Source organism: Bradyrhizobium sp. 62 (assembly GCF_023073035.1).
GTDB lineage: Bacteria > Pseudomonadota > Alphaproteobacteria > Rhizobiales > Xanthobacteraceae > Bradyrhizobium.
This window is the reverse complement of sequence record NZ_JADPIT010000035.1, coordinates 41,018-59,565: the sequence shown is the minus strand read 5'-3', so window position 1 is coordinate 59,565 and position 18,548 is coordinate 41,018. Positions and strand designations below refer to the sequence as shown.

13 protein-coding genes are annotated in these 18,548 nt (G+C 65.2%); 6 read left to right on the top strand and 7 right to left on the bottom strand.

The features are described 5' to 3' along the window. Nucleotides 1-36: 36 nt before the first annotated feature. Together IVB47_RS34450 and IVB47_RS34445 are read right to left on the bottom strand one after the other, a co-directional pair. Nucleotides 37-2,484 carry an adenylate/guanylate cyclase domain-containing protein gene (locus IVB47_RS34450; RefSeq protein ID WP_247468307.1) on the bottom strand — a complete coding sequence of 816 codons (2,448 nt, stop codon included), beginning with the start codon at nucleotides 2,482-2,484 and terminating at the stop codon, nucleotides 37-39. A gap of 270 nt (nucleotides 2,485-2,754) precedes the next feature. Further along, complete coding sequence (locus IVB47_RS34445; protein WP_247468304.1) at nucleotides 2,755-4,833, bottom strand: AsmA family protein; 2,079 nt, start codon at nucleotides 4,831-4,833, stop codon at nucleotides 2,755-2,757. 235 nt (nucleotides 4,834-5,068) lie between these two features. On the opposite strand from IVB47_RS34445, the gene IVB47_RS34440 reads away from it, so the two are divergent. Next, nucleotides 5,069-5,743, top strand: a complete 675-nt coding sequence (locus IVB47_RS34440) for a Crp/Fnr family transcriptional regulator (protein ID WP_027568341.1) — start codon at nucleotides 5,069-5,071, stop codon at nucleotides 5,741-5,743. 204 nt (nucleotides 5,744-5,947) lie between these two features. Here the strand turns inward: IVB47_RS34440 and IVB47_RS34435 are convergent, their stop codons facing one another. The 4 genes from IVB47_RS34435 to IVB47_RS34420 all read right to left on the bottom strand — a co-directional run bounded on the left by IVB47_RS34435 (nucleotide 5,948) and on the right by IVB47_RS34420 (nucleotide 12,508). After that, nucleotides 5,948-9,097 (bottom strand): efflux RND transporter permease subunit, encoded by a 3,150-nt coding sequence (locus IVB47_RS34435; RefSeq protein ID WP_027568340.1) that lies wholly within the window; start codon nucleotides 9,095-9,097, stop codon nucleotides 5,948-5,950. After that, complete coding sequence (locus IVB47_RS34430) at nucleotides 9,097-10,026, bottom strand: efflux RND transporter periplasmic adaptor subunit (RefSeq protein WP_027515083.1); 930 nt, start codon at nucleotides 10,024-10,026, stop codon at nucleotides 9,097-9,099. Before IVB47_RS34430 ends, IVB47_RS34435 begins: the two co-directional genes overlap by 1 nt. A 158-nt stretch (nucleotides 10,027-10,184) precedes the next feature. Beyond that, nucleotides 10,185-10,856, bottom strand: a complete 672-nt coding sequence (locus tag IVB47_RS34425; protein ID WP_027568339.1) for an OmpA family protein — start codon at nucleotides 10,854-10,856, stop codon at nucleotides 10,185-10,187. Nucleotides 10,857-11,002: 146 nt separating this feature from the next. Next, nucleotides 11,003-12,508 carry a caspase family protein gene (locus IVB47_RS34420; protein WP_247468301.1) on the bottom strand — a complete coding sequence of 502 codons (1,506 nt, stop codon included), beginning with the start codon at nucleotides 12,506-12,508 and terminating at the stop codon, nucleotides 11,003-11,005. A gap of 372 nt (nucleotides 12,509-12,880) precedes the next feature. On the opposite strand from IVB47_RS34420, the gene IVB47_RS34415 reads away from it, so the two are divergent. Continuing rightward, entirely contained in the window at nucleotides 12,881-13,687 is an 807-nt protein-coding gene (locus tag IVB47_RS34415; RefSeq protein WP_247468299.1) for an N-acyl homoserine lactonase family protein, read from the top strand. Here IVB47_RS34415 and IVB47_RS34410 read toward each other — a convergent pair whose 3' ends face one another. After that, nucleotides 13,688-14,230, bottom strand: a complete 543-nt coding sequence (locus tag IVB47_RS34410; RefSeq protein WP_247284774.1) for a MarR family transcriptional regulator — start codon at nucleotides 14,228-14,230, stop codon at nucleotides 13,688-13,690. It abuts the gene before it with no gap. 110 nt (nucleotides 14,231-14,340) lie between these two features. Between IVB47_RS34410 and IVB47_RS34405 the strand changes: the two genes are divergently transcribed. From IVB47_RS34405 to hmgA, 4 genes are read left to right on the top strand one after another with little or no spacing between them, the layout of a single operon-like run. After that, entirely contained in the window at nucleotides 14,341-15,981 is a 1,641-nt protein-coding gene (locus IVB47_RS34405; protein WP_247468296.1) for an FAD-dependent oxidoreductase, read from the top strand. A gap of 13 nt (nucleotides 15,982-15,994) precedes the next feature. After that, nucleotides 15,995-16,219: a DUF2783 domain-containing protein gene (locus tag IVB47_RS34400; RefSeq protein WP_027568334.1), complete on the top strand. Its 225-nt coding sequence runs from the start codon at nucleotides 15,995-15,997 to the stop codon at nucleotides 16,217-16,219. Nucleotides 16,220-16,240: 21 nt separating this feature from the next. Further along, nucleotides 16,241-17,197 carry an MBL fold metallo-hydrolase gene (locus IVB47_RS34395; RefSeq protein ID WP_247468293.1) on the top strand — a complete coding sequence of 319 codons (957 nt, stop codon included), beginning with the start codon at nucleotides 16,241-16,243 and terminating at the stop codon, nucleotides 17,195-17,197. A 2-nt stretch (nucleotides 17,198-17,199) separates the two neighbouring features. Then, entirely contained in the window at nucleotides 17,200-18,546 is a 1,347-nt protein-coding gene (gene hmgA / locus IVB47_RS34390) for a homogentisate 1,2-dioxygenase (protein WP_247468288.1), read from the top strand. The last annotated feature ends 2 nt before the right edge of the window (nucleotides 18,547-18,548 follow it).

The window sequence follows — 18,548 nt, the reverse complement described above, 5'->3', positions numbered from 1 at the left end:
TGTGCATGGGGTTGTTTTCGCAGTTTTTTGTTTGGGCTACCCGCGCCGCCTTGCCGCGGCGGCATCCACCACGTTCTCGACCTCCTCGCGCCACGACAGGATCTCCATCGCAAGCACCGGGTGGTTGAAGCCCTTGAGCACGAGATCGTCGAGCGCGCGGGCTTCGACCCAGGGCTCGACCATGCCGTAGACGCGGCGGCTGACGACGACCTGGCCGGCCTTGGCTTCGTCGCAGAGGCGCGATGAGAGATTGGTGACGCTGCCGATCGCGGCATATTCGAGCCGCTGCTCGAAGCCGATCTGGCCGAGCGTGGCGTAACCCATGGCGACGCCGACGCCGAAGCCGAGCGAGTGGCCGCGGTTCTTCCACTTCTCGGTCAAATGGCCAATCACATCACGCATCTCGACCGCCATCTTCACCGCGCGCTTGGTATGGTCGGCAAATTGAATCGGCGCGTTGAACAGGATCATCACGCCATCGCCGGCAAAGCGGTCGAGCGTGCCTTCATAGCGGTGGATCAGCTCGCCGAGCGCGGCGTGATATTCGCGCAGCACGTTCATCGCCTCTTCCGGCTCGGTCGCCTCCGTGAACGAGGTGAAGCCGCGCAAATCGCAGAACACGACGGTGACCTCGCGGCGGTGGCTGTCGAGCAGTGCGTCGTGGCCGTCGGACGAGGCGATCAGCTGCGCGACTTGCGGCGCGAGGAAACGTTCGAGCCGCTTGATGCGGCCGATCTCGCCGAGTTGTTTCTCGACCCGCTCTTCCAGCGAGCGATTCCAGTTGCGCAGCTGCTCGGTCTGCTCCTGGAGCTTGGCGGCCTGCTGCTGCACGGTTTCGTGCGCCGCCGCGAGCTCGCGGCCCTTGTGGTCGACCTCGGTGAACAGCCGCGCATTGCGCATCGCCAGCACGGCCTGGTTGGCGAAGGTGCGCATCAGGCCGATGATGCTTGGAGCGAACTCGCCGCCGGCGCGGCGCAGCACCACCAGCGAGCCGAGCGTGCCCTGCTGATCCACCAGCGGCACCACCAGCACCGAATGGAAGCCGGCCGCGATCGCGACGTCGCGCAGCGGCTGCTCGGAGGCCCGGTCGAGATCTGAAATTGCGATCGGTTCGCCGCTCCCGGCCGCATCGCTCAGGATATCCTGGCCTTCGTCGATGGTGACATGGGCGCCGTCGGCGGATTTGTCGATGCCGTTGGCCTCGACCAGATTGAAGCGGCGCGCCTCGGCGTCATAGCCGTAGATCAGCACGGCGTCGGCATGGGTGATCTCGATCGCGCGCGCGGCGATCGTCGGCAGCACGGCGTTGAGATCGAGCGAGGCGGCGACCGCGCGGCCGACCTCTTCCAGCACCTTGAGCTCGTTGATCGACTGCGCGAGATCGCGGGTGCGCTCCTCGACCTTGGTCTCCAGGTCCGAATAGGTTTCCTGGATCTGGCCGGCCATGCGGTTGAACTGGCCGGCGAGATCTTCCAGCTCGTCTGAGGTGTGCACCTCGATGCGATGGCTGAAATCGCCCTCGCCGAGCTTGTGTGCGCCGTCGCGCAGCGCCGTGATCGGGATGATCATGCGGCGCGCCAGAAGCGTGCCGGCGAGGATCGCGACCAGCAGGCCCATGCCGATCAGCAGCCCAATGCGCACCAGCTGGTCGCGGATCGGCATCAGGGCCTGCGTGGTCGGCTGCTCGAACATCACGCTCCAGCCGAGCTTCGGCACGGTGCTCGCGGCGCTCATCACCGCATGGCCGTTGAAGTCGGTGCCCGAATTGTCGGGCGCGTGGCCCGGTGCGACCGCAGCCGCGACCTGCGGCAGCTTCGACAAATCCTTGCCGATTTCGGGCCCCTTCGACGACGTCGCCAGCACGCGGCCGCGCGGATCGACCACATAGGCGAAGGCAGCCTTGCCGACCTGGGCGTCGGAGAGGTACTCGGAGAGAAAGCTGAGATCGAGCTCGGCCACGGTGACGCCGGCGTTGAAACCGGAATGCGCCACCGAGATCGACATGAACGGCGTCCGGTCGGAGAACCAGGCCGGCGCGTAGCTGACGCCGCGGGCGACGGTGTCGGTGAAGCGCATGTCGCGGGAGAGGTCGGCGTTGCTGCCGGTCGTGGTCGACTGGCGCGAGACGCGCAGCACCTCGCGGCCGTCGCCGTTGAGCTGGAACAGCTGAGTGACGACCGACACCTGGTGCAGCAGCTGGGCGTAGTCGGCGCGGCGCTTCTCGAGCGTGTCCTGGCTCGCCCGCGTCACCCAGCTGATCTGGCGCTCGAGCTCGGAGATCGACTGCTCGATCCGCCGCGCGGCAGCCTGCGCCTTGTCCTCGAGACCGTCGGTCAGCTGTGCCTTGGTGGCGCGGTAGGAGATCCAGCTCTCCATCGCGCCGTTGACGGCGAGCACGAACACGACGAGGCCGACGAGAGAGACGACGTATTTGGCGAACAGACCCTCGCGCAGAAACCGTGTCTTGTCGCTCGCTCCTGCCATCCCGATCCTCTCGCGCCGCCATCGGCGCCGGCGCTACGGGCCTGACGGACCCTGCGAGCCTTCTAGCACAATTTGGTCCAACGGACTGTGAAGGGACTGGTCGGGGCCGCCTGACCGGCCGGTGTGGTTACCCGCCTGGACGCTGGGCAGGCGGAAGCATGGTGAATTGTCGCAGTCTCATCCGTTTGGAGGAAGCCGCCGCCGGGCCAGCCGATGTAAGGGGATGGCTTGGCAAGGGAGGGCTGGGAGTCCAGCGCTTTGGTCCTGCAATCATCGATTAAAGAGCTGCCGCAGCACGTCGTTCATCGGCTGGCTGTCCTGCTGCGCCGCCGGCGGGTCCTCCAAGGCGGGGGAGGCTGGCGAAGCTGGCGGCATCAATGTGGATGGCGCTGCAGGCAGGCTGCGGCTGCGGCCGGCGGCAGTGCCGGTGCCGGTGGCAGTCCCAGTGCCGTTTCCCGCGCCACCGGAAAGTCCCTGCTGGATCAGATTGCCTATCGCCTCGCCCAAGGGGCCGCCGAGCGGGTTGTTCTGTCCGGGCTGCTGGGTTTGCGGATTGGCATTGCCGGTCGCATTGCCGCCACCCGGCGCGGTGGCTCCCCCGAGGCCAAGGCTTCCCAGAATATTGCCGAGCCCAGCCCCATCAGCGCCGAACAGGCCCTTTCCCATCTCGCGCAGCTTGGCATAGGCGGCGTCCGGATTGTCGAGCATGCCGGCCATGTCAGGATAGATCCGCGGCTGCGACCAGGTACCCTGGATCATCACGGGAATGCCGAAGCCGACCGGCTCGGCGGCGCGGCCCTGGCCTTCGGTCGTCATCACCAGCTTCGGCTCGACGCGAAAGCCCATCATCTTGGTGTCGAGCGCGATCGTGCCGGCGCCGGTCACGCGGACCAGCGGTCCGGTCAAGCTGAGATCGGTGGTCACCGCCTGGCCCTTGTCGATCCGGAACGACGCCGAGAGCTGCGACAAATCCGTGCTCTGCTCCCGACCGTTGTCCTGGTTTGCCTGCCAGCCGGACAACGTGCCCGAGGTCAGCGAGCGGATCATCTGCGCGACGTTGATGCCGCGAATGGCCCCGTCCTGGAAATTGACGAAGGCCGTGCCTTGCATGTTCGCCATCAGTGCGCGCTGGCTGGTGCCGGCGCTGCGCAGCGCGAGCTTGGCCTGCAGCTTGCCGTCGATCCGGTCGAATTCGGCGAGACCCTGGAGCAGCGGCAGCGCGCGCACGCCGGCGAGGTCGGAATGCATCGCAAAGCTCGGCGCGCCGCTGGTCGCATCCAGGATCAATTCGCCCGAGACCTGGCCGCCATAAGCGCCGAGATTGGCGGTGCCGGCCTTCAGCAAGCCGCCGGCGAGTTTTGCATCAACCGCCAGCGGCGCGAGACGCGCATCGCCGATCACCGCCTCGTGCGCGGAGATCCTGATTTGCGCATCGACATAGTTGAGCCCGGACACGTCGATCGGCGCATCGCTCCAGGGTTGCCCGGACGCGCCTTCCGGCGATTTCGCCAGCGGGATCGCGAGCCGCTGGAAGTCGAGATCGACCTTGACCAGAGGCTTGCTCGCGATATCGACCGAGGCCCAGCCGTTGAATGCGCCATCGCCGAGCGTGCCATTCAGGCCGTTGATCATCACGACATCGCCGCTCAGCCGCATCTCGGCATGGCCCGCGAGCCGGGACTTCAGCACGTCCGGCATGTCGATGGCGAAATCCACCGGAATGGTCGGTCGGTCGGCCGGCGGCGCCGGCGTGGTCGCCTTGATGTCGAACTTGGTCGGATGCTCGCCGACCCGTGCGGTGCCGGTGATGCTGATCTTGCGGTCGCGACCGACGATTGCATCGGCATTGACCGCGCCGATGCGGCTCTCGAGGCGATCGCGCACCCGCGCGAATGCGATCTCGCCATCGGTGACCTTGATGCGGTCGATGGCGGCGCCGTCGGTATCAAGCGCGACCGGCTTCGACGTGCCGCCGGCATTCGGCAGGCGCTCGCGCAGCAGCGGCTGGTAGAGCACGGGATGGGTGACGACGAGCTCGCTGATCTTCGGGCGGCCCGACCAGACGCTCGAGAGCGACATGTCGGCCTGCACGCTGTCGATGGTCAGGCGGGTGATGCCGCTGCGGTCCTTGGGGTCGGCAAGCGTGAGGTCGTTCAGCGTCACGTTCAGCGTCGGCCACAGGCTGATTCTGATGGTGCCGTCGATCGACAAGCGATAGCCGGTCGCGCTCTCGACCCGCGAGGCAATCGTCGACGTCAGGAAGCCCGAGGGGATCCCGACCACCAGCAGGAGTGCGATCACGATGACGATTGCGGCCACCGCCGCGCCGGCGAATTTCACGGCTCTCATGTCGACTTTCCAGCGGCGGACAACCGGCGTCGAATCCGGCAGATGACCGTCATTTGCACGCGTCCTTTACGCCTGAGTTTATCCCGGGACGGGAAGCGGCTCCAAGCACGTAAAAATAGTCTGGGGGTGCTGCAAAGTTATGTGACTTATGGCACACTTCCCCGGCGTGGTTTTACGCGATCCTGATGTTGATGGTTACAAGCGATTTGCCAACGAAATTCACAAGGACATTGAAATGAGCAAGCAGGCCGAATTTGCGGTCATCCTCAAGATGAATGCGATGTTCGCCGATCTCGGCGTAGACGAGCTCCAGCGGCTGGCAAATCTCTGCCACACCCAGCATCTGGGGAACGGCGAGGTGCTATTCCAGAAGGGCGACGCGGGCGATGCGCTGTTCGGCGTGCGCCGTGGCCAGGTCCGCATCGAGACCGGTGCCTCCGACGGCAGCCGCCTGACGCTGAACTTCATGGGGCCGGGCGACCTGTTCGGCGAGGTTGCGGTGCTGGACGGCCAGAGCCGCACTGCGGACGCGACCGCTGGCGAAGCCAGCGAGCTGTTCGTGCTGCGGCGCGAAGACTTTCTCGCTTTCCTCGAACGCGAGCCGAAGGTCGGGATCAAGATCATCGCGCTGCTGTGCCAGCGCATCCGCTGGCAGAGCGAGCGCATGGAAGAGTCCATGCTCCAGCCGCTGCCGGTTCGTCTCGCGCGGCGCCTCTGCGCGCTCGCCGCCGATTTCGGCTCGGAGGTGCACATCTCGCAGGAGCAACTCGGCGTCTTCGTCGGCGCCGCCCGCGAGAGCGTCAACCGCCAGCTTCAGGCCTGGCGCAAGGAAGCGATCCTCGATCTCCAGCGCGGCCGCATCCTGCTGCGGAACATGACCAAGCTGACGGCGATCGCGCGGAACGAGTAGGGGGCCGTTAGGCTGGGTCGCTACAATCGGGGCGAAGGAGTTCGTCAGAAGAGTCCCAACTCGCAACCCACGCTTTAACGGCCTCGATCGGCACAGCACGACCGGTACGTCTGAATGCTTGGTAGCGAAGACGATCCTCCGCTATGTCGGGTTCGCGGATGGCGCTCGCTGAACTGCCTTGTGTACTTGACGCTTGTGCCATAGCTACTCCGCCGCGGGGTGCACGATGCTCTTCGGCGCTGGTGCCGCTCCCGCCGGCGCAGCTCCGTGGTGACCGGCGCCCTCCGCATCTTCGCTGTGCACGACCAGCCGCTTGGCGAAGCGCCAGATCAGCGCGCCGAGATCGTCCATCACCATGAACATCGCGGGCACGAACACCAGCGACAGGATGGTCGAGAAGATCAGGCCGCCGATCACCGCGAGCGCCATCGGCGAGCGGAACTCGCCGCCGGCGCCGACCGCGAGCGCGCTTGGCATCATGCCCGCGGCCATCGCGATCGTGGTCATCACGATCGGGCGAGCGCGTTTCATGCCCGCGTCGATCATGGCTTCTTCGCGCGGTGTGCCGGCGTGAATGGACTCGATGGCGAATTCCACCAGCATGATCGCGTTCTTGGTGACGATGCCCATCAGCATCAGGATGCCGATCCACACCGGCGTCGTGAGCTGCTTGCCGGTGATCAGCAGGGCCGCGATCGCGCCGCCGATCGAGAGCGGCAGCGAGAACAGGATGGTGATCGGCTGCAGGAAGGTGCCGAACAGCAGCACCAGCACGGCGTAGACCATCATCAGGCCCGCCGTGATCGCGGTGGCAAAGCCTTCGGACAGTTCGTTCAGGCTTTCGGCATCGCCGGAGGGCGAGACCTTCACGCCCTTCGGCCGGCTCTTCATGACCGGCAGGTCGTAAATCTTCTTGGTGGCGTCGCCGAGCGCGGCGGAGCCGACGAGATCGGCCGCGACGGTCGCCTGTCGCTCGCGATCGTAGCGGTTGATGCTGGTCGGACCCTGGTCGAGCTTGACGTCGGCGATGACGGAGAGCGGCACGCCGCCCTTCTCGCCGTGCTCGCCGAGCGGCACGCGCAACTGTTCGAGCGTCTTCAGATTGCCGCGCGCGGCATCCTCGAGCTGCACGCGAATCGGCACCAGACGGTCGCCGACGTCGAACTTGGCGAGTGCGGGGCCGACGTCGCCGATGGTGGCGACGCGGATGGTCTGCGACAGGCTTTCGGTCGACACGCCGAGCCGTGCGGCAAGATCGGCGCGCGGTTCGACGCGCAGCTCGGGCCGCTCCAGCGTGGTTTCCGAGATCACGTTGGAGATGGTGGGAATCCGCTTCATCTGCGTCGCGAGCTCGCTGGCGACGTTGTTGACGATGTTGGCGTCTGCGCCGGTCACGACCAGCGAGATGGCGCGCAGGCCGTTCTCGTCGAGGAACCAGAAGCGGATGTCTGGAATGTTCTCCAGCTCCTGGCTGATCGAGAATTCGAGCTCGCGCTGGGTGATGTCGCGGCTGTCCTTGGGCGTGTAGTTGATGATCAAAGCGGCGCGTCGGACTTCCTGGGTCCCGGGTGGAACGCGGCCGCCGTCGACGAAGATGCTTTTCACCTCGGGCCGCTTGCGCAGGCGCGCCACGATGTCCTCGGTGACTTTTTCGGTGTAGGCGAGCTGCGTGCCCGGCGGCAGCTCGAGCGCAACCAGCGAGCGCGAGCTGTCCTGCGCCGGGAGGAAACCCTGCGGCAGCAGCGTGATGCTCCAGATCGAGGCGGCGAAGACGCCGAAGCCGGCTAGCACCGTGATGAAATAGTGCTTCACCGACCAGGCCACGAGCCTGTGATAGGACCGCAGCACGCGGCCGGGCGGCGGCTCTTGGTGATTGCCATGTTTGAGGAAGTAGGCGGCGAGCACCGGCGTGACGAAGCGCGCCGCGAGCAGCGAGAAGAACACCTGCACCGAGACGGTGATGCCGAACTGCTTGAAGAACTGTCCGGCGATGCCCGACATGAAGCTCGCGGGTGCGAAGATCGCGATGATCGTCAGCGAGATCGCGATCACCGCGAGGCCGATCTCGTCGGCGGCTTCGAGGGCGGCACGATAGGGCGACTTGCCCATATTCATGTGCCTGACGATGTTCTCGATCTCGACGATGGCGTCATCGACCAGAATACCCGTCGACAGCGTGATGGCGAGGAAGCTGACGAGGTTGAGCGAGAAGCCGAGCAGGTCCATCGCCCAGAACGCCGGGAAGATCGACAACGGCAGCGAGATCGCGGCGATGATGGTGGCGCGCAGGTCGCGCAGGAACAATAACACGATGACGACGGCGAGGATGGCGCCTTCGAACAGGGTGGAGATCGCCGCGTGGTAATTGCCATTGGTATATTCGACCGAGGTGTCGATCACCTTCAGGTCGACGTCGGGATAGGTAGCCTTGAGCGTGTCGATGCGCTTCTGTACGGCCTCGGCGACCTTCACGTCGCTGGCACCCTTTGAGCGCTTGATGCCGAGCGCGACGATCGGCTCGCCGTTGAAGCGGGCGAAGGTGCGGCGGTCGGCGATGGTGTCGGTCACGGTGCCGAGATCGTCGAGCCGGACCTCGCCGCCGCCGAACAGCGGAATCATGGTGCCGGCAAGGTCGCTCAGCGTCTTGGCGCCGGCGAGGGTGCGGATCGCCTGGTCGTTCTTGCCGATCTCGGCGCGGCCGCCGGCGACGTCGACATTGGTGCCGCGCAGGCTCTGGCTGACATTGACGGCCGTCAGCCCCATCGACTGCAGGCGGTCGGGATCGAGCGAGACCAGGATCTCGCGCTCGACACCGCCGATGCGCTCGACCTGGGCGACGCCGCGCACGCCCTGCAGCGCGCGCTTGACCACGTCGTCGACGAAATAGGAGAGCTGCTCCGGCGTCTTGCCGGGCGAGATCGCGGCGTAGGTGACGATCGGCAGGCCGATGACGTCGACGCGCTGGATCAGCGGTTCGGTGACGTTCTGCGGCAGGTTGGAGCGCACGCGCGTCACCGCGTCCTTGACGTCGTTGAGCGCGCGGTCGGTGTTGGTTTCCAGCGCGAACTGGATGGTCGTCACCGACAGGCCGTCGGTGATCTGCGAGGTGATGTGCCTGACGCCTTCGACACCGGAGACGGCGTCTTCAACCGTCTTGGTGACCTGGGATTCGAGCTCGGCGGGTGCCGCGCCGAACTGCGATACCGCGACGGAGATCACGGGAATGTCGGCCGAGGGTAGCCGCGTCACCGCGAGCTTGGTGAAGGACACCCAGCCGAGGATCAGGAGGATGATGGAAAAAACGACCGACGGCAGCGGATTGCGAATCGACCATGCCGAGATATTGAGAGCCATCAGCGTACCCGCGTGCGATCGAGTTCATCGGCGAACATGGTCTTGATCTGGTCGCCGTCATGCAGCGAAGAGCCGGCGTCGGCGACGACGATTTCGCCGACGTTGAGGCCTTCCAGGATTTCCGTCGCGCTGTCCGACGACAGCCCGACCCGTACCTTGCGCGTCTCGACAATGTTGCCTTTGACGACCTGCACGGTGAGATGGTCGATCGCGGTCTTGGGAACCGCGACGCCGCAGCTTCGCTTGGCGTCGATCGAGGCGCGGGCGAACACGCCGACTTTCAGCGAGGGATTGTTGGTGACGCTGATGCGCACGCGGCCGAGCTGGGTGGCGCGATCGATTTCGGGCGCCACCAGCCTGACCCGCCCGATCAGATCGGGCGCGTCGTCGCGGCTGATGCGAACGGTCGCGCCGGAGCTGAGCTTGGCCATGTGCACCGCCGGGACCTGCGCGTCCAGCTCGATCTCGTTGTTGACGGCGATTCGGAACATCGGGCCAGCCTGCGGCGAGGCCGGCGCGCCGACGATGGTGCGGACCTCGGTGACGAGGCCCGGCGCAGAGGCCTTCAGGGAGACCGGACCTTGCGGGCCGGGCCGCTGCGGCTGGCCCGGGATCTGGGGCGGTGCGGTCAGGCGCGCCAGCTCCTGATTGTCGGTGACGAGGGTGCCCTCGGTGACGAAGAGGTCGGTGACCCTGGATCCCTCCTGGTCGGCGACGACCACGGCTTCGCGGCGCGGCACGAAGAAGCCGGTCACCCGAACCAAGTCCGAGAAGCAGGCATTGGTCGACTTGGTTACGATGACCAGGGCCTCGCTCGGCGTTTCCTTGGGCTCGGCGCGATGCCGGTGCTCGAACAGATAATAGCCGACGCCGAGCGCGACGACGAAGACCACCGTTCCGGCCGGCTTGAGATATTGGGAAAGGTTCATTGCCGGATCGTCCTGGCCTGGCTCACGGCCATCCGCGCGCGGCCCATGGAGAGCGTTTTCCTGAAATGAAGCAGCGTCCCGCAAGGCTGCGGGACGCGCGCTGGAAGCAAGACTTTACACCACATCACGACTTGTCACTTCAAAGGATTACGTCGTGCTCACTTCGATGCGGTGGTCTTGTTTTCCATGTTGACGACCTGCACGCGACGATTGACCTCGGCCATCGGCTGGGCCGGGTCCTTCAGCTTGCTCTTGCCGTAGCCGACCGTGACGAGGTCGGTCGCGGAGATGCTGTACTTGTCGACCAGGTAGCGCTTGATCGAATCCGCGCGGCGCTCCGACAGGTCCTGATTGTAGCTCTCGCCGCCGGCGGCGTCAGTGTGGCCGGCGACCACGAAGGTCGAGCCCTTCAGGTCGGGGCTGGTCAGCGCGCGGCCGAGCGCCTGGACCGAGGCAAGCGATTTCGCGCTGATATTGGCCGAGTTGTAGTCGAACGTGATTTCCAGATCGATGTTCGGCTTGTCCTTGGCCGCCGAGGCGATTTCTTCACGCTCGACCGACGAAAGGGAGCGTGTCGAGCGGCCGCGCACGGACTGGATCAGCTTGGACTCAGTCGCACTCGGTGCGGGATCGGCCTGCGGAGCGATCGAGAGGCCGCGCGTCAGCGGCTTTTTCGGCGGCGGCGCCAGCGCGCGGACGATCTCGTCCTCGGTGACGTTCTTGCTGTTGCCGTCGTCGGCCGCGAAGGCAAGCGGGATCGTCAGCGACAGCGCGGCGCCGACGGTGATGATGGACAGGATCGCGGTAAGTCCCTTTGCAGCCAATCTCATAGCCAGTCCCTCCTGCGCAGCCAGCTGGCGCGGTTCGAAAATCCTGCAGTAAGCCGCCCCGAAAAGGCGGGCGGCGGCATCCGTTCAATTAGTCTTCGCCGGGCCGTCGCGGGTTCGAGGCACATCGGCCCCGCTTCAAAAAAATATCAACGCACTCCGTAGCTTGCGAATTCCTGAACAATGTTCGGGTCCATCGCCTTGGCATTGGCGATGTCGAGCGCACCTTCCTGCGCCGAGCCGTTGCGCTGCTTGGCGATCCCGCGTCCGAACAGCGAGGAGGTCAGGCGCGGATTGATCCTCAGGGCGGCCTCGAAATCGGCGATGGCGTTCTTCACCGCCCCCGATTTCAGATTGACGAGCCCCCGGCTGTCCAGCGCGTCGACGAAGTTCGGCCGCAGCCGCAGGGCCTCGTTGCAATCCTTCAGCGCGCCCTGGAGGTCGCCGACCACGGTGCGGGTCCAGCAGCGATTGTTCAGAGCCTCGACGTCCTTCGGGTTGATCCGGAGCGTCTCGTCAAAATCCTTGATGGCCAGGCTGTAGGCGCCCTTGCTGGCATAGACCTGACCGCGCCGGTAAAGCGCGTTCACGTCATCCGGATTGGCCGCGATCTTGGCGGTCAACCCCTTGATGGTGGGGTCCTCAGCCAGGGCGGCCGCACTCGGCCCGCTCTCCATGCTCGGAGCGGTCGCGGGATCGGCCGGAATCACAGGCGGAGGCGGCGGTGGTGCCGGTGGCAAGGCAGCCTCGACCTGCGGCTTCGGTGACGGAGCGGGCGCGGCCGCTGTGTCGGCCGGTTTCGGCGGCGGAGGCGGTGAAGGTGCGGGCGGGGCCGGCTGCGGGTTGTTGGCGACGACCGGCGGCGGCGCGGGAGGCGGAGTCGTTGTTGGGCGCGACCCGCCGGCCCCTGGAATGAACGAGAAATCCTCGGCCAATGAAGAGGAGATCCACGGTACCTGCTCGCCCCTGGAGGCACGGGTGACGCCCATCTTGGTGCGGTTCAGCGTCTCCTCGGCCATCAGGTCGGGGACGCGGATTTCCTTGAGGAGTTCCTGGACGAACAGGCTGTGCTCGCCGCCGGCGTCCGAGACCACCGAGGCCAGCGCCGCCGAATACATCACCAACGTGCCGTTCGGCGCGATGACGGGGGTCAGGCCGGCCGAGAAGCTGCGGAACCGGCGCTCGAACGGGTTGCGCCTGGAGGCGTCGACCAGCGCGATCTTGACGCCGGCGCCGCGGGTATTGAGCTCGCCGAGCACGGTTTCGAGGCTGATGCCGTCGCGCCGCACGTCGGATTCGGTCCAGATCTGCGCATCGATCGGCAGCAAATAGCTCTGCCGCGCGGACTGGATGCCGAAGCCGCTGAAGAACACCAGTGCCACCGACCCCGGCTTGATCTTGCCGTAGAGCTTGTCGAAAGCACGGCGCATGCCGTCACCGGTCAGGTTCTCACCGGTCTCGACGGAAAAGCCGTCGCGCTTGAGCTCGTCGGCGACGTCGCGCGCGTCGTTGAGCGGTTCCTTCAGGGGAGCGTCGGCGTCCGGGTATTTGGCGTTGCCGATGACCAGCGCAAAGCGATCGCCGGCCGCAAGTGACGGAGCGGTCGGGATGAGCGACACGAGCAAGGACAGAACGAAAAGCAGGCGAATTTTCATAATTAGCGCGATCCAGCCAAAAAGGCGCCGTTTCCAGCTTGCGCCGCGGCGACCTTAACTTACGCAATGTGCATTATCAAACCGGGGAAGGGGGGCGTCAACCGCTTGCGGATTCGGCGCTATCGCGACAATTGACCGCGACGCATGGGCATGTTGCGAGGGGAATAAACGGGCGGTCACGATTGCACGCGATGCATTCTGGTTGTCATTGCGGCTGCACGTTAGGGCAGCCATGGCGACAACAATGTGATTGGTCTCACATTGCGGACGGGCCTCCTTCGCAACCTGCGGTGTTTGACCTTTTCGGTGGACGATGGCTTGGTGCGGTCGATCGCCCTGAAGGTGCATCCACAAAAGAGCAAGATCAAAACCATGGGAAACGCCTACGAAATCTACGCCCTGCGCTACGCGACGATGTCGCCGCGCACGCCCAACATGAACTTCCTCGCGCCCGACCCGCATGACAGCGCGGCGCAGGACCTCGACTATTTCGTCTGGCTGATTCGCGGCAACGGCCGCGACATCCTGGTCGATACCGGCTTCAATGCCGAGGAAGCGTCCGCGCGGGCCCGCAAGCTGACGCTCAATCCGGTCGACGCGCTGGAGCGCTTTGGTGTCGCGGCGTCGAGCATTCGCGATATCATCGTGACGCATCTGCATTACGACCACGCCGGCAATCTGGACCGCTTCCCGAACGCGCGCTTCCATATCCAGGAGCGCGAGATGGCCTACGCGACGGGGCGCTGCATGTGCAACGGACTGCTGCGACATCCGTTCTCGGTCGAGCACGTCACCCAGATGGTCCGCCATGTCTATGGCGAGCGCGTCAATTTCTATTCCGGCGACGGCGAGGTCGCGCCCGGCGTCACCGTGCACCGCGTCGGCGGCCATTCCGACGGCCTGCAGGTGGTGAGGGTCGAGACCACCCGCGGACCGGTGGTGCTGGCGTCCGATGCCGCGCATTACTACGCCAATCTCCAGCGCAGGAGCCCATTCCCGATCGTCTACAATGTCGGCGACATGGCGGCTGGATGGGAGACGATCGAGCATCTCGCGGGCCATCCCGACCGGTTCATTCCCGGCCACGACCCGATCGTGACCGAGATCTATCCGCGCGCCAGCGACCAGGGCGATGTGTGGGCCCTGCATTTGCCGCCGTCGCGATCGTTCGCAAAGTGATCAATACGCCTGCTTGGCGTCGGCCTCTTCGCTGGTCTGGATCAAATCGAGGCTCTGTTCGATCTTGCCGAGCAGCGTCGATAGCTGTTTGCGCTCCTGCGCGGAGAGGCAGGCGAGGATCTCGTCTTCCCGCCGCAGCAATTGCGGAAACAGCTCCTCGTAGAGCGTGCGGCCTTTCCTCGTCAGTCGCAGGCGGAATTCGCGGCGATCGGCTTCGTTCTCGACGCGCTCAATCAAACCCTGCTGCAGCAGCATGGTCACCGCGCGGCTGATGGTGGATTTGTGCGTGCGGGTGCATTGCGCGACGTACTGCGCGCTGCAGGCATCGTTGCGGAAGCCGAGCGTCGCGATCACGCGCCAGGCCGGGATGTCGAGGCCGTGACGTTCCTGATATTCGACCGAAAGCGCGGCGCTGACCTCCGCCGCGAGCCGGTTGAGGCGGAACGGTACGAACCTGAACAGGTCGAGCCGTGTTTGTGGCCGCGCTGAGGCCGCATCGGCCTCACGTGTCTTCAGCGCGATGTCGCTGGATGTCCTCGCCAAGGAGAGCGCTCCGAATTCCAGTTGACGGCCGGCCGGCTCCGGTCCAAAATAGTTGCACGTGAGACTATCTAGCAGATCAGTCCTCTTCTGACCAGAGCCGAGGTGAGCGCATGGCGCAGGCCAATACGCATCAGGCCAAAACCCAGTTCGGCTATCGCCGCCACCCCGATCAGGATCGTCCCGGGCAGGGCGCGGCCGAACATCCCGTGGTGATCGTCGGCGCTGGCCCGGTCGGGCTGTCGCTGGCGATCGACCTTGCCCAGCGCGGCCAGCGCGTCGTCCTTCTGGATGACGCCGACCGCATCGGCGAGGGCTCCCGCGCAATCTGCTTCTCGAAACGGTCGCTGGAATATTGGGACCGGCTCGGCGTCGGCGACCGCATGGTCGACAAGGGCGTGGTCTGGAGCGTCGGCCGCATCTTCCACGGCGAGCAGCAGCTCTACCAGTTCAATCTGCTGCCGGACCACGGCCATAAGCGGCCGGCCTTCATCAATCTCCAGCAATATTATGCCGAGTCCTATCTGGTCGACCGCATCAGCGAGTTGCCCGAGATCAATCTGCGCTGGCGCAACAAGGTGACGGCGCTGGAGCGCCGCAACGATTCCGTCGCGCTGACGATCGAGACGCCGGAGGGCGCCTATCGCCTGCACGCGCAATATGTTGTCGCCTGCGACGGCGCGCGCTCGTCGCTGCGGCAGATGGTGGGCGCCGACTTCGCGGGACAGGTGTTCGAGGACCAGTTCCTGATCGCCGACGTCAAGATGACCGCGGAATTCCCGACCGAGCGCTGGTTCTGGTTCGATCCGCCGTTTCATGCGGGGCGTTCGGCGCTGTTGCACCGACAGCCTGACGATGTCTGGCGCATCGACCTTCAGCTCAATCGCTATGCCGACCCCATCGTCGAGAAGAAGCCCGAGAACGTGCGGCCGCGGATTGCGCGCATGCTCGGCCACGACAAGTTCGAGTTCGAGTGGATCTCGCTCTACAAATTCCAGTGCCGGCGGATGGACCGCTTCGTCCATGGCCGCGTGATTTTTGCAGGCGATTCCGCGCACCAGGTCTCGCCGTTCGGCGCGCGCGGCGCCAATTCGGGACTCGAGGACGCCGAAAACCTCTCCTGGAAACTCGACCGCGTGCTGCGCGGCGCCTCACCCGCGAGCCTGCTCGAGAGTTATCATGTTGAGCGCAGCCTGGCGGCCGACGAGAACATCCGTGAATCCACCCGCTCGACCGACTTCATGGCGCCGAACTCGCATCAGGAAGCGCGGCTGCGCAAGGCGGTGCTGTCGCTGGCCAAGGAAACGGAGTTCGGCAAGCGCATGGTCAATGGCGGGCGGCTCTCGGTGCCGTGCAGCTATGACTCGCCGCTGTCATCGCCCGATGCGGATGCGTGGCGCGGTGGTCCGCTCCCGGGTTGTTCGATGCTCGATGCTCCCGTCACGCCGCGCGCGGGTGAGCAAGCCTATTTGACCGATGCGTTCCGCAAGGGTGGGACGGACTTCACCTTGCTGTCGTTCAGCAATGGCGCGGCGATTGAGGCGCCTGTTGGTGTGAAGGACATCTGCATCGGCGGTGAGGATGGGCTCGCAGATCCGGCGGGGCTCACCGCAAAGCGCTATGATGCGGAACCAGGCTCAGCCTACCTGCTCAGGCCGGACGGCTACGTTGCAGCGCGCTTCCGCCACCCCACGCGCGCTGGCGTCGCGGCGGCGCTGTCGCGGGCCCAAGGCGTGAATTCAGGATTGGCTTGAATTGAGGATTCGCATGCCGCTCTCCACCAGCTCCAACTTCGCGCGACCCGACGACGCCTTTCGCGCCATCGTGGAGGCGCATCGTGGCTTCACCGACGAGCAAAGCGCCGACTTCGACGCGGCGCTGGTGCTGATCCTCGCCAACCATATCGGCGATATCGACGTGCTGCGCGAGGCGATCGTCCTCGCGAAGCGCCGCATGATCGACGGCCAGCAGCAACAACAGCAACAACAATAACCCCGATACAAGGAACAACTGATGGCGAAGAACTTCGCATCCACCGGCGATCTCTCCGAGAAGAAGATCACCTTCTCCGAGATTGGCACCGATCTCTACGCCTTCACCGCGGAGGGCGATCCGAACACCGCGATCATCGTCGGCGACGACGGCTGCCTGGTGTTCGACGCCCAGTCGACGCCGGCGATGGCCAACAAGGTGATCGAGCGCGTCCGTACCGTCACCGACAAGCCGATCAAATATGTCGTGCTGTCGCATTATCACGCCGTGCGCGTGCTCGGTGCCTCCGCCTACAAGGCGCAGGGCATCGTCGCCTCGCAGGAGACCTATCGCCTGATCGAGGAGCGTGGCCAGCAGGATTGGGATTCCGAGTACGGCCGCTTCCCACGCCTGTTTCAGGACGCATCGAGCATTCCCGGCCTGACCTGGCCGACGCTGACCTTCGAAGGCGAGATGTCGATCTATCTCGGCAAGCGCGAGGTGCGCCTGATGCAGCTTGGCGCCGGCCACACCTCGGGCGACATCGTCGCCTGGGTGCCCGATGCCGAGGTGATGTTCTCCGGTGACCTGATCGAATACCACTCGGCCTGCTATTGCGGCGACGCGCATTTGCGCGAATGGCCGCTGACGCTGAACGAGATCCGCAACTTCAATCCCAAGGCGATCGCGCCGGGCCGCGGCGATGCGCTGAAGGGTGTCGCCACGGTGCGCGAAGCCATCGCGATGACGCGCGACTTCGTCACCTCGCTCTACGGCGCCGCCGAAATCTCGGTCGCCAGGGGCCGCACGCTGAAGGAATCCATGGCCGCGACGCGCGAGGTCATGGATCCGAAATTTTCGAGCTTCGCCATCTACGAGCACTGTCTGCCGTTCAACGTGTCGCGCGCCTATGACGAGGCGTCGGGAATCGACGACCCCGTGATCTGGACTGACAAGCGCGACCAGGAGATGTGGGCCGCCCTGCAAGGAGGAGGATAGAAATGAACATCAATACCTCGCCCGATCAGATCATTCGCAGCACGGCCCAGGTCACGCCGGGCTACATGTCCGGCTTCGGCAACAGCTTTGAGACCGAGGCGTTGCCGGGCGCGCTGCCGATCGGGCGCAACTCGCCGCAGCGCTGTGCCTACGGCCTCTATGCCGAGCAGCTTTCCGGCTCTCCCTTCACCGCGCCGCGCGGCAGCAACGAGCGCTCCTGGCTCTATCGTATTCGCCCGTCGGTGAAACATTCGGGTCGCTTCGAGAAGGCCGACGGCGGTCTGTGGCGCTCGGCACCGTGCCATGAAAACGATCTGCCGATCGCGCAATTGCGCTGGGATCCGGCGCCGATCCCGAAGGAGGACATGACATTCCTCCAGGGCGTGCAGACCATGACGACGGCCGGTGACGTCAACACCCAGGCTGGCATGGCCGCGCATGTTTATCTCATCACCAAGTCGATGGTGGACCAGCACTTCTACAATGCCGACGGCGAGCTGATGTTCGTGCTGCAGCAGGGCAATCTTCGCATCGTCACCGAGTTCGGTCGCATCGATGCCGAGCCCGGTGAGATCGCGGTGATCCCGCGCGGCGTCAAGTTCCGGGTGGAGATTCCGAACGGGCCGGCGCGCGGCTATCTCTGTGAAAACTACGGCGGCGCCTTCACGCTGCCGGAGCGCGGGCCGATCGGCGCCAATTGCCTTGCCAATGCCCGCGACTTCCTGACGCCGGTCGCTCACTACGAGGACAAGGATACGCCGACCGAGCTTTACGTGAAGTGGGGCGGATCGCTGTTCAAGACCACGCTGCCGCATTCGCCGATCGACGTCGTCGCCTGGCACGGCAATTACGCGCCGTACAAATATGATCTGCGTAGTTTCTCGCCGGTCGGCGCGATCGGCTTCGATCATCCCGATCCATCGATCTTCACCGTGCTGACCTCGCCGTCGGAGACCGCGGGCACGGCGAACATCGACTTCGTGATCTTCCCCGAGCGCTGGATGGTCGCCGACAACACCTTCCGCCCGCCGTGGTATCACATGAACATCATGAGCGAGTTCATGGGCCTGATCTACGGCGTCTACGACGCCAAGCCGCAAGGTTTCGTGCCGGGCGGCATGAGCCTGCACAATTGCATGCTGCCGCACGGCCCCGATCGCGATGCCTTCGAGCACGCCAGCAACGGCGAGCTGAAGCCGGTGAAGCTGACCGGCACCATGGCTTTCATGTTCGAGACCCGCTACGCGCAGCGCGTCACCGCGCACGCCGCGAATTCCGCGACATTGCAGGACGACTACGCGGATTGCTGGAAGGGTCTGGAAAAGCGGTTCGATCCGAGCAAGCCGTAGCC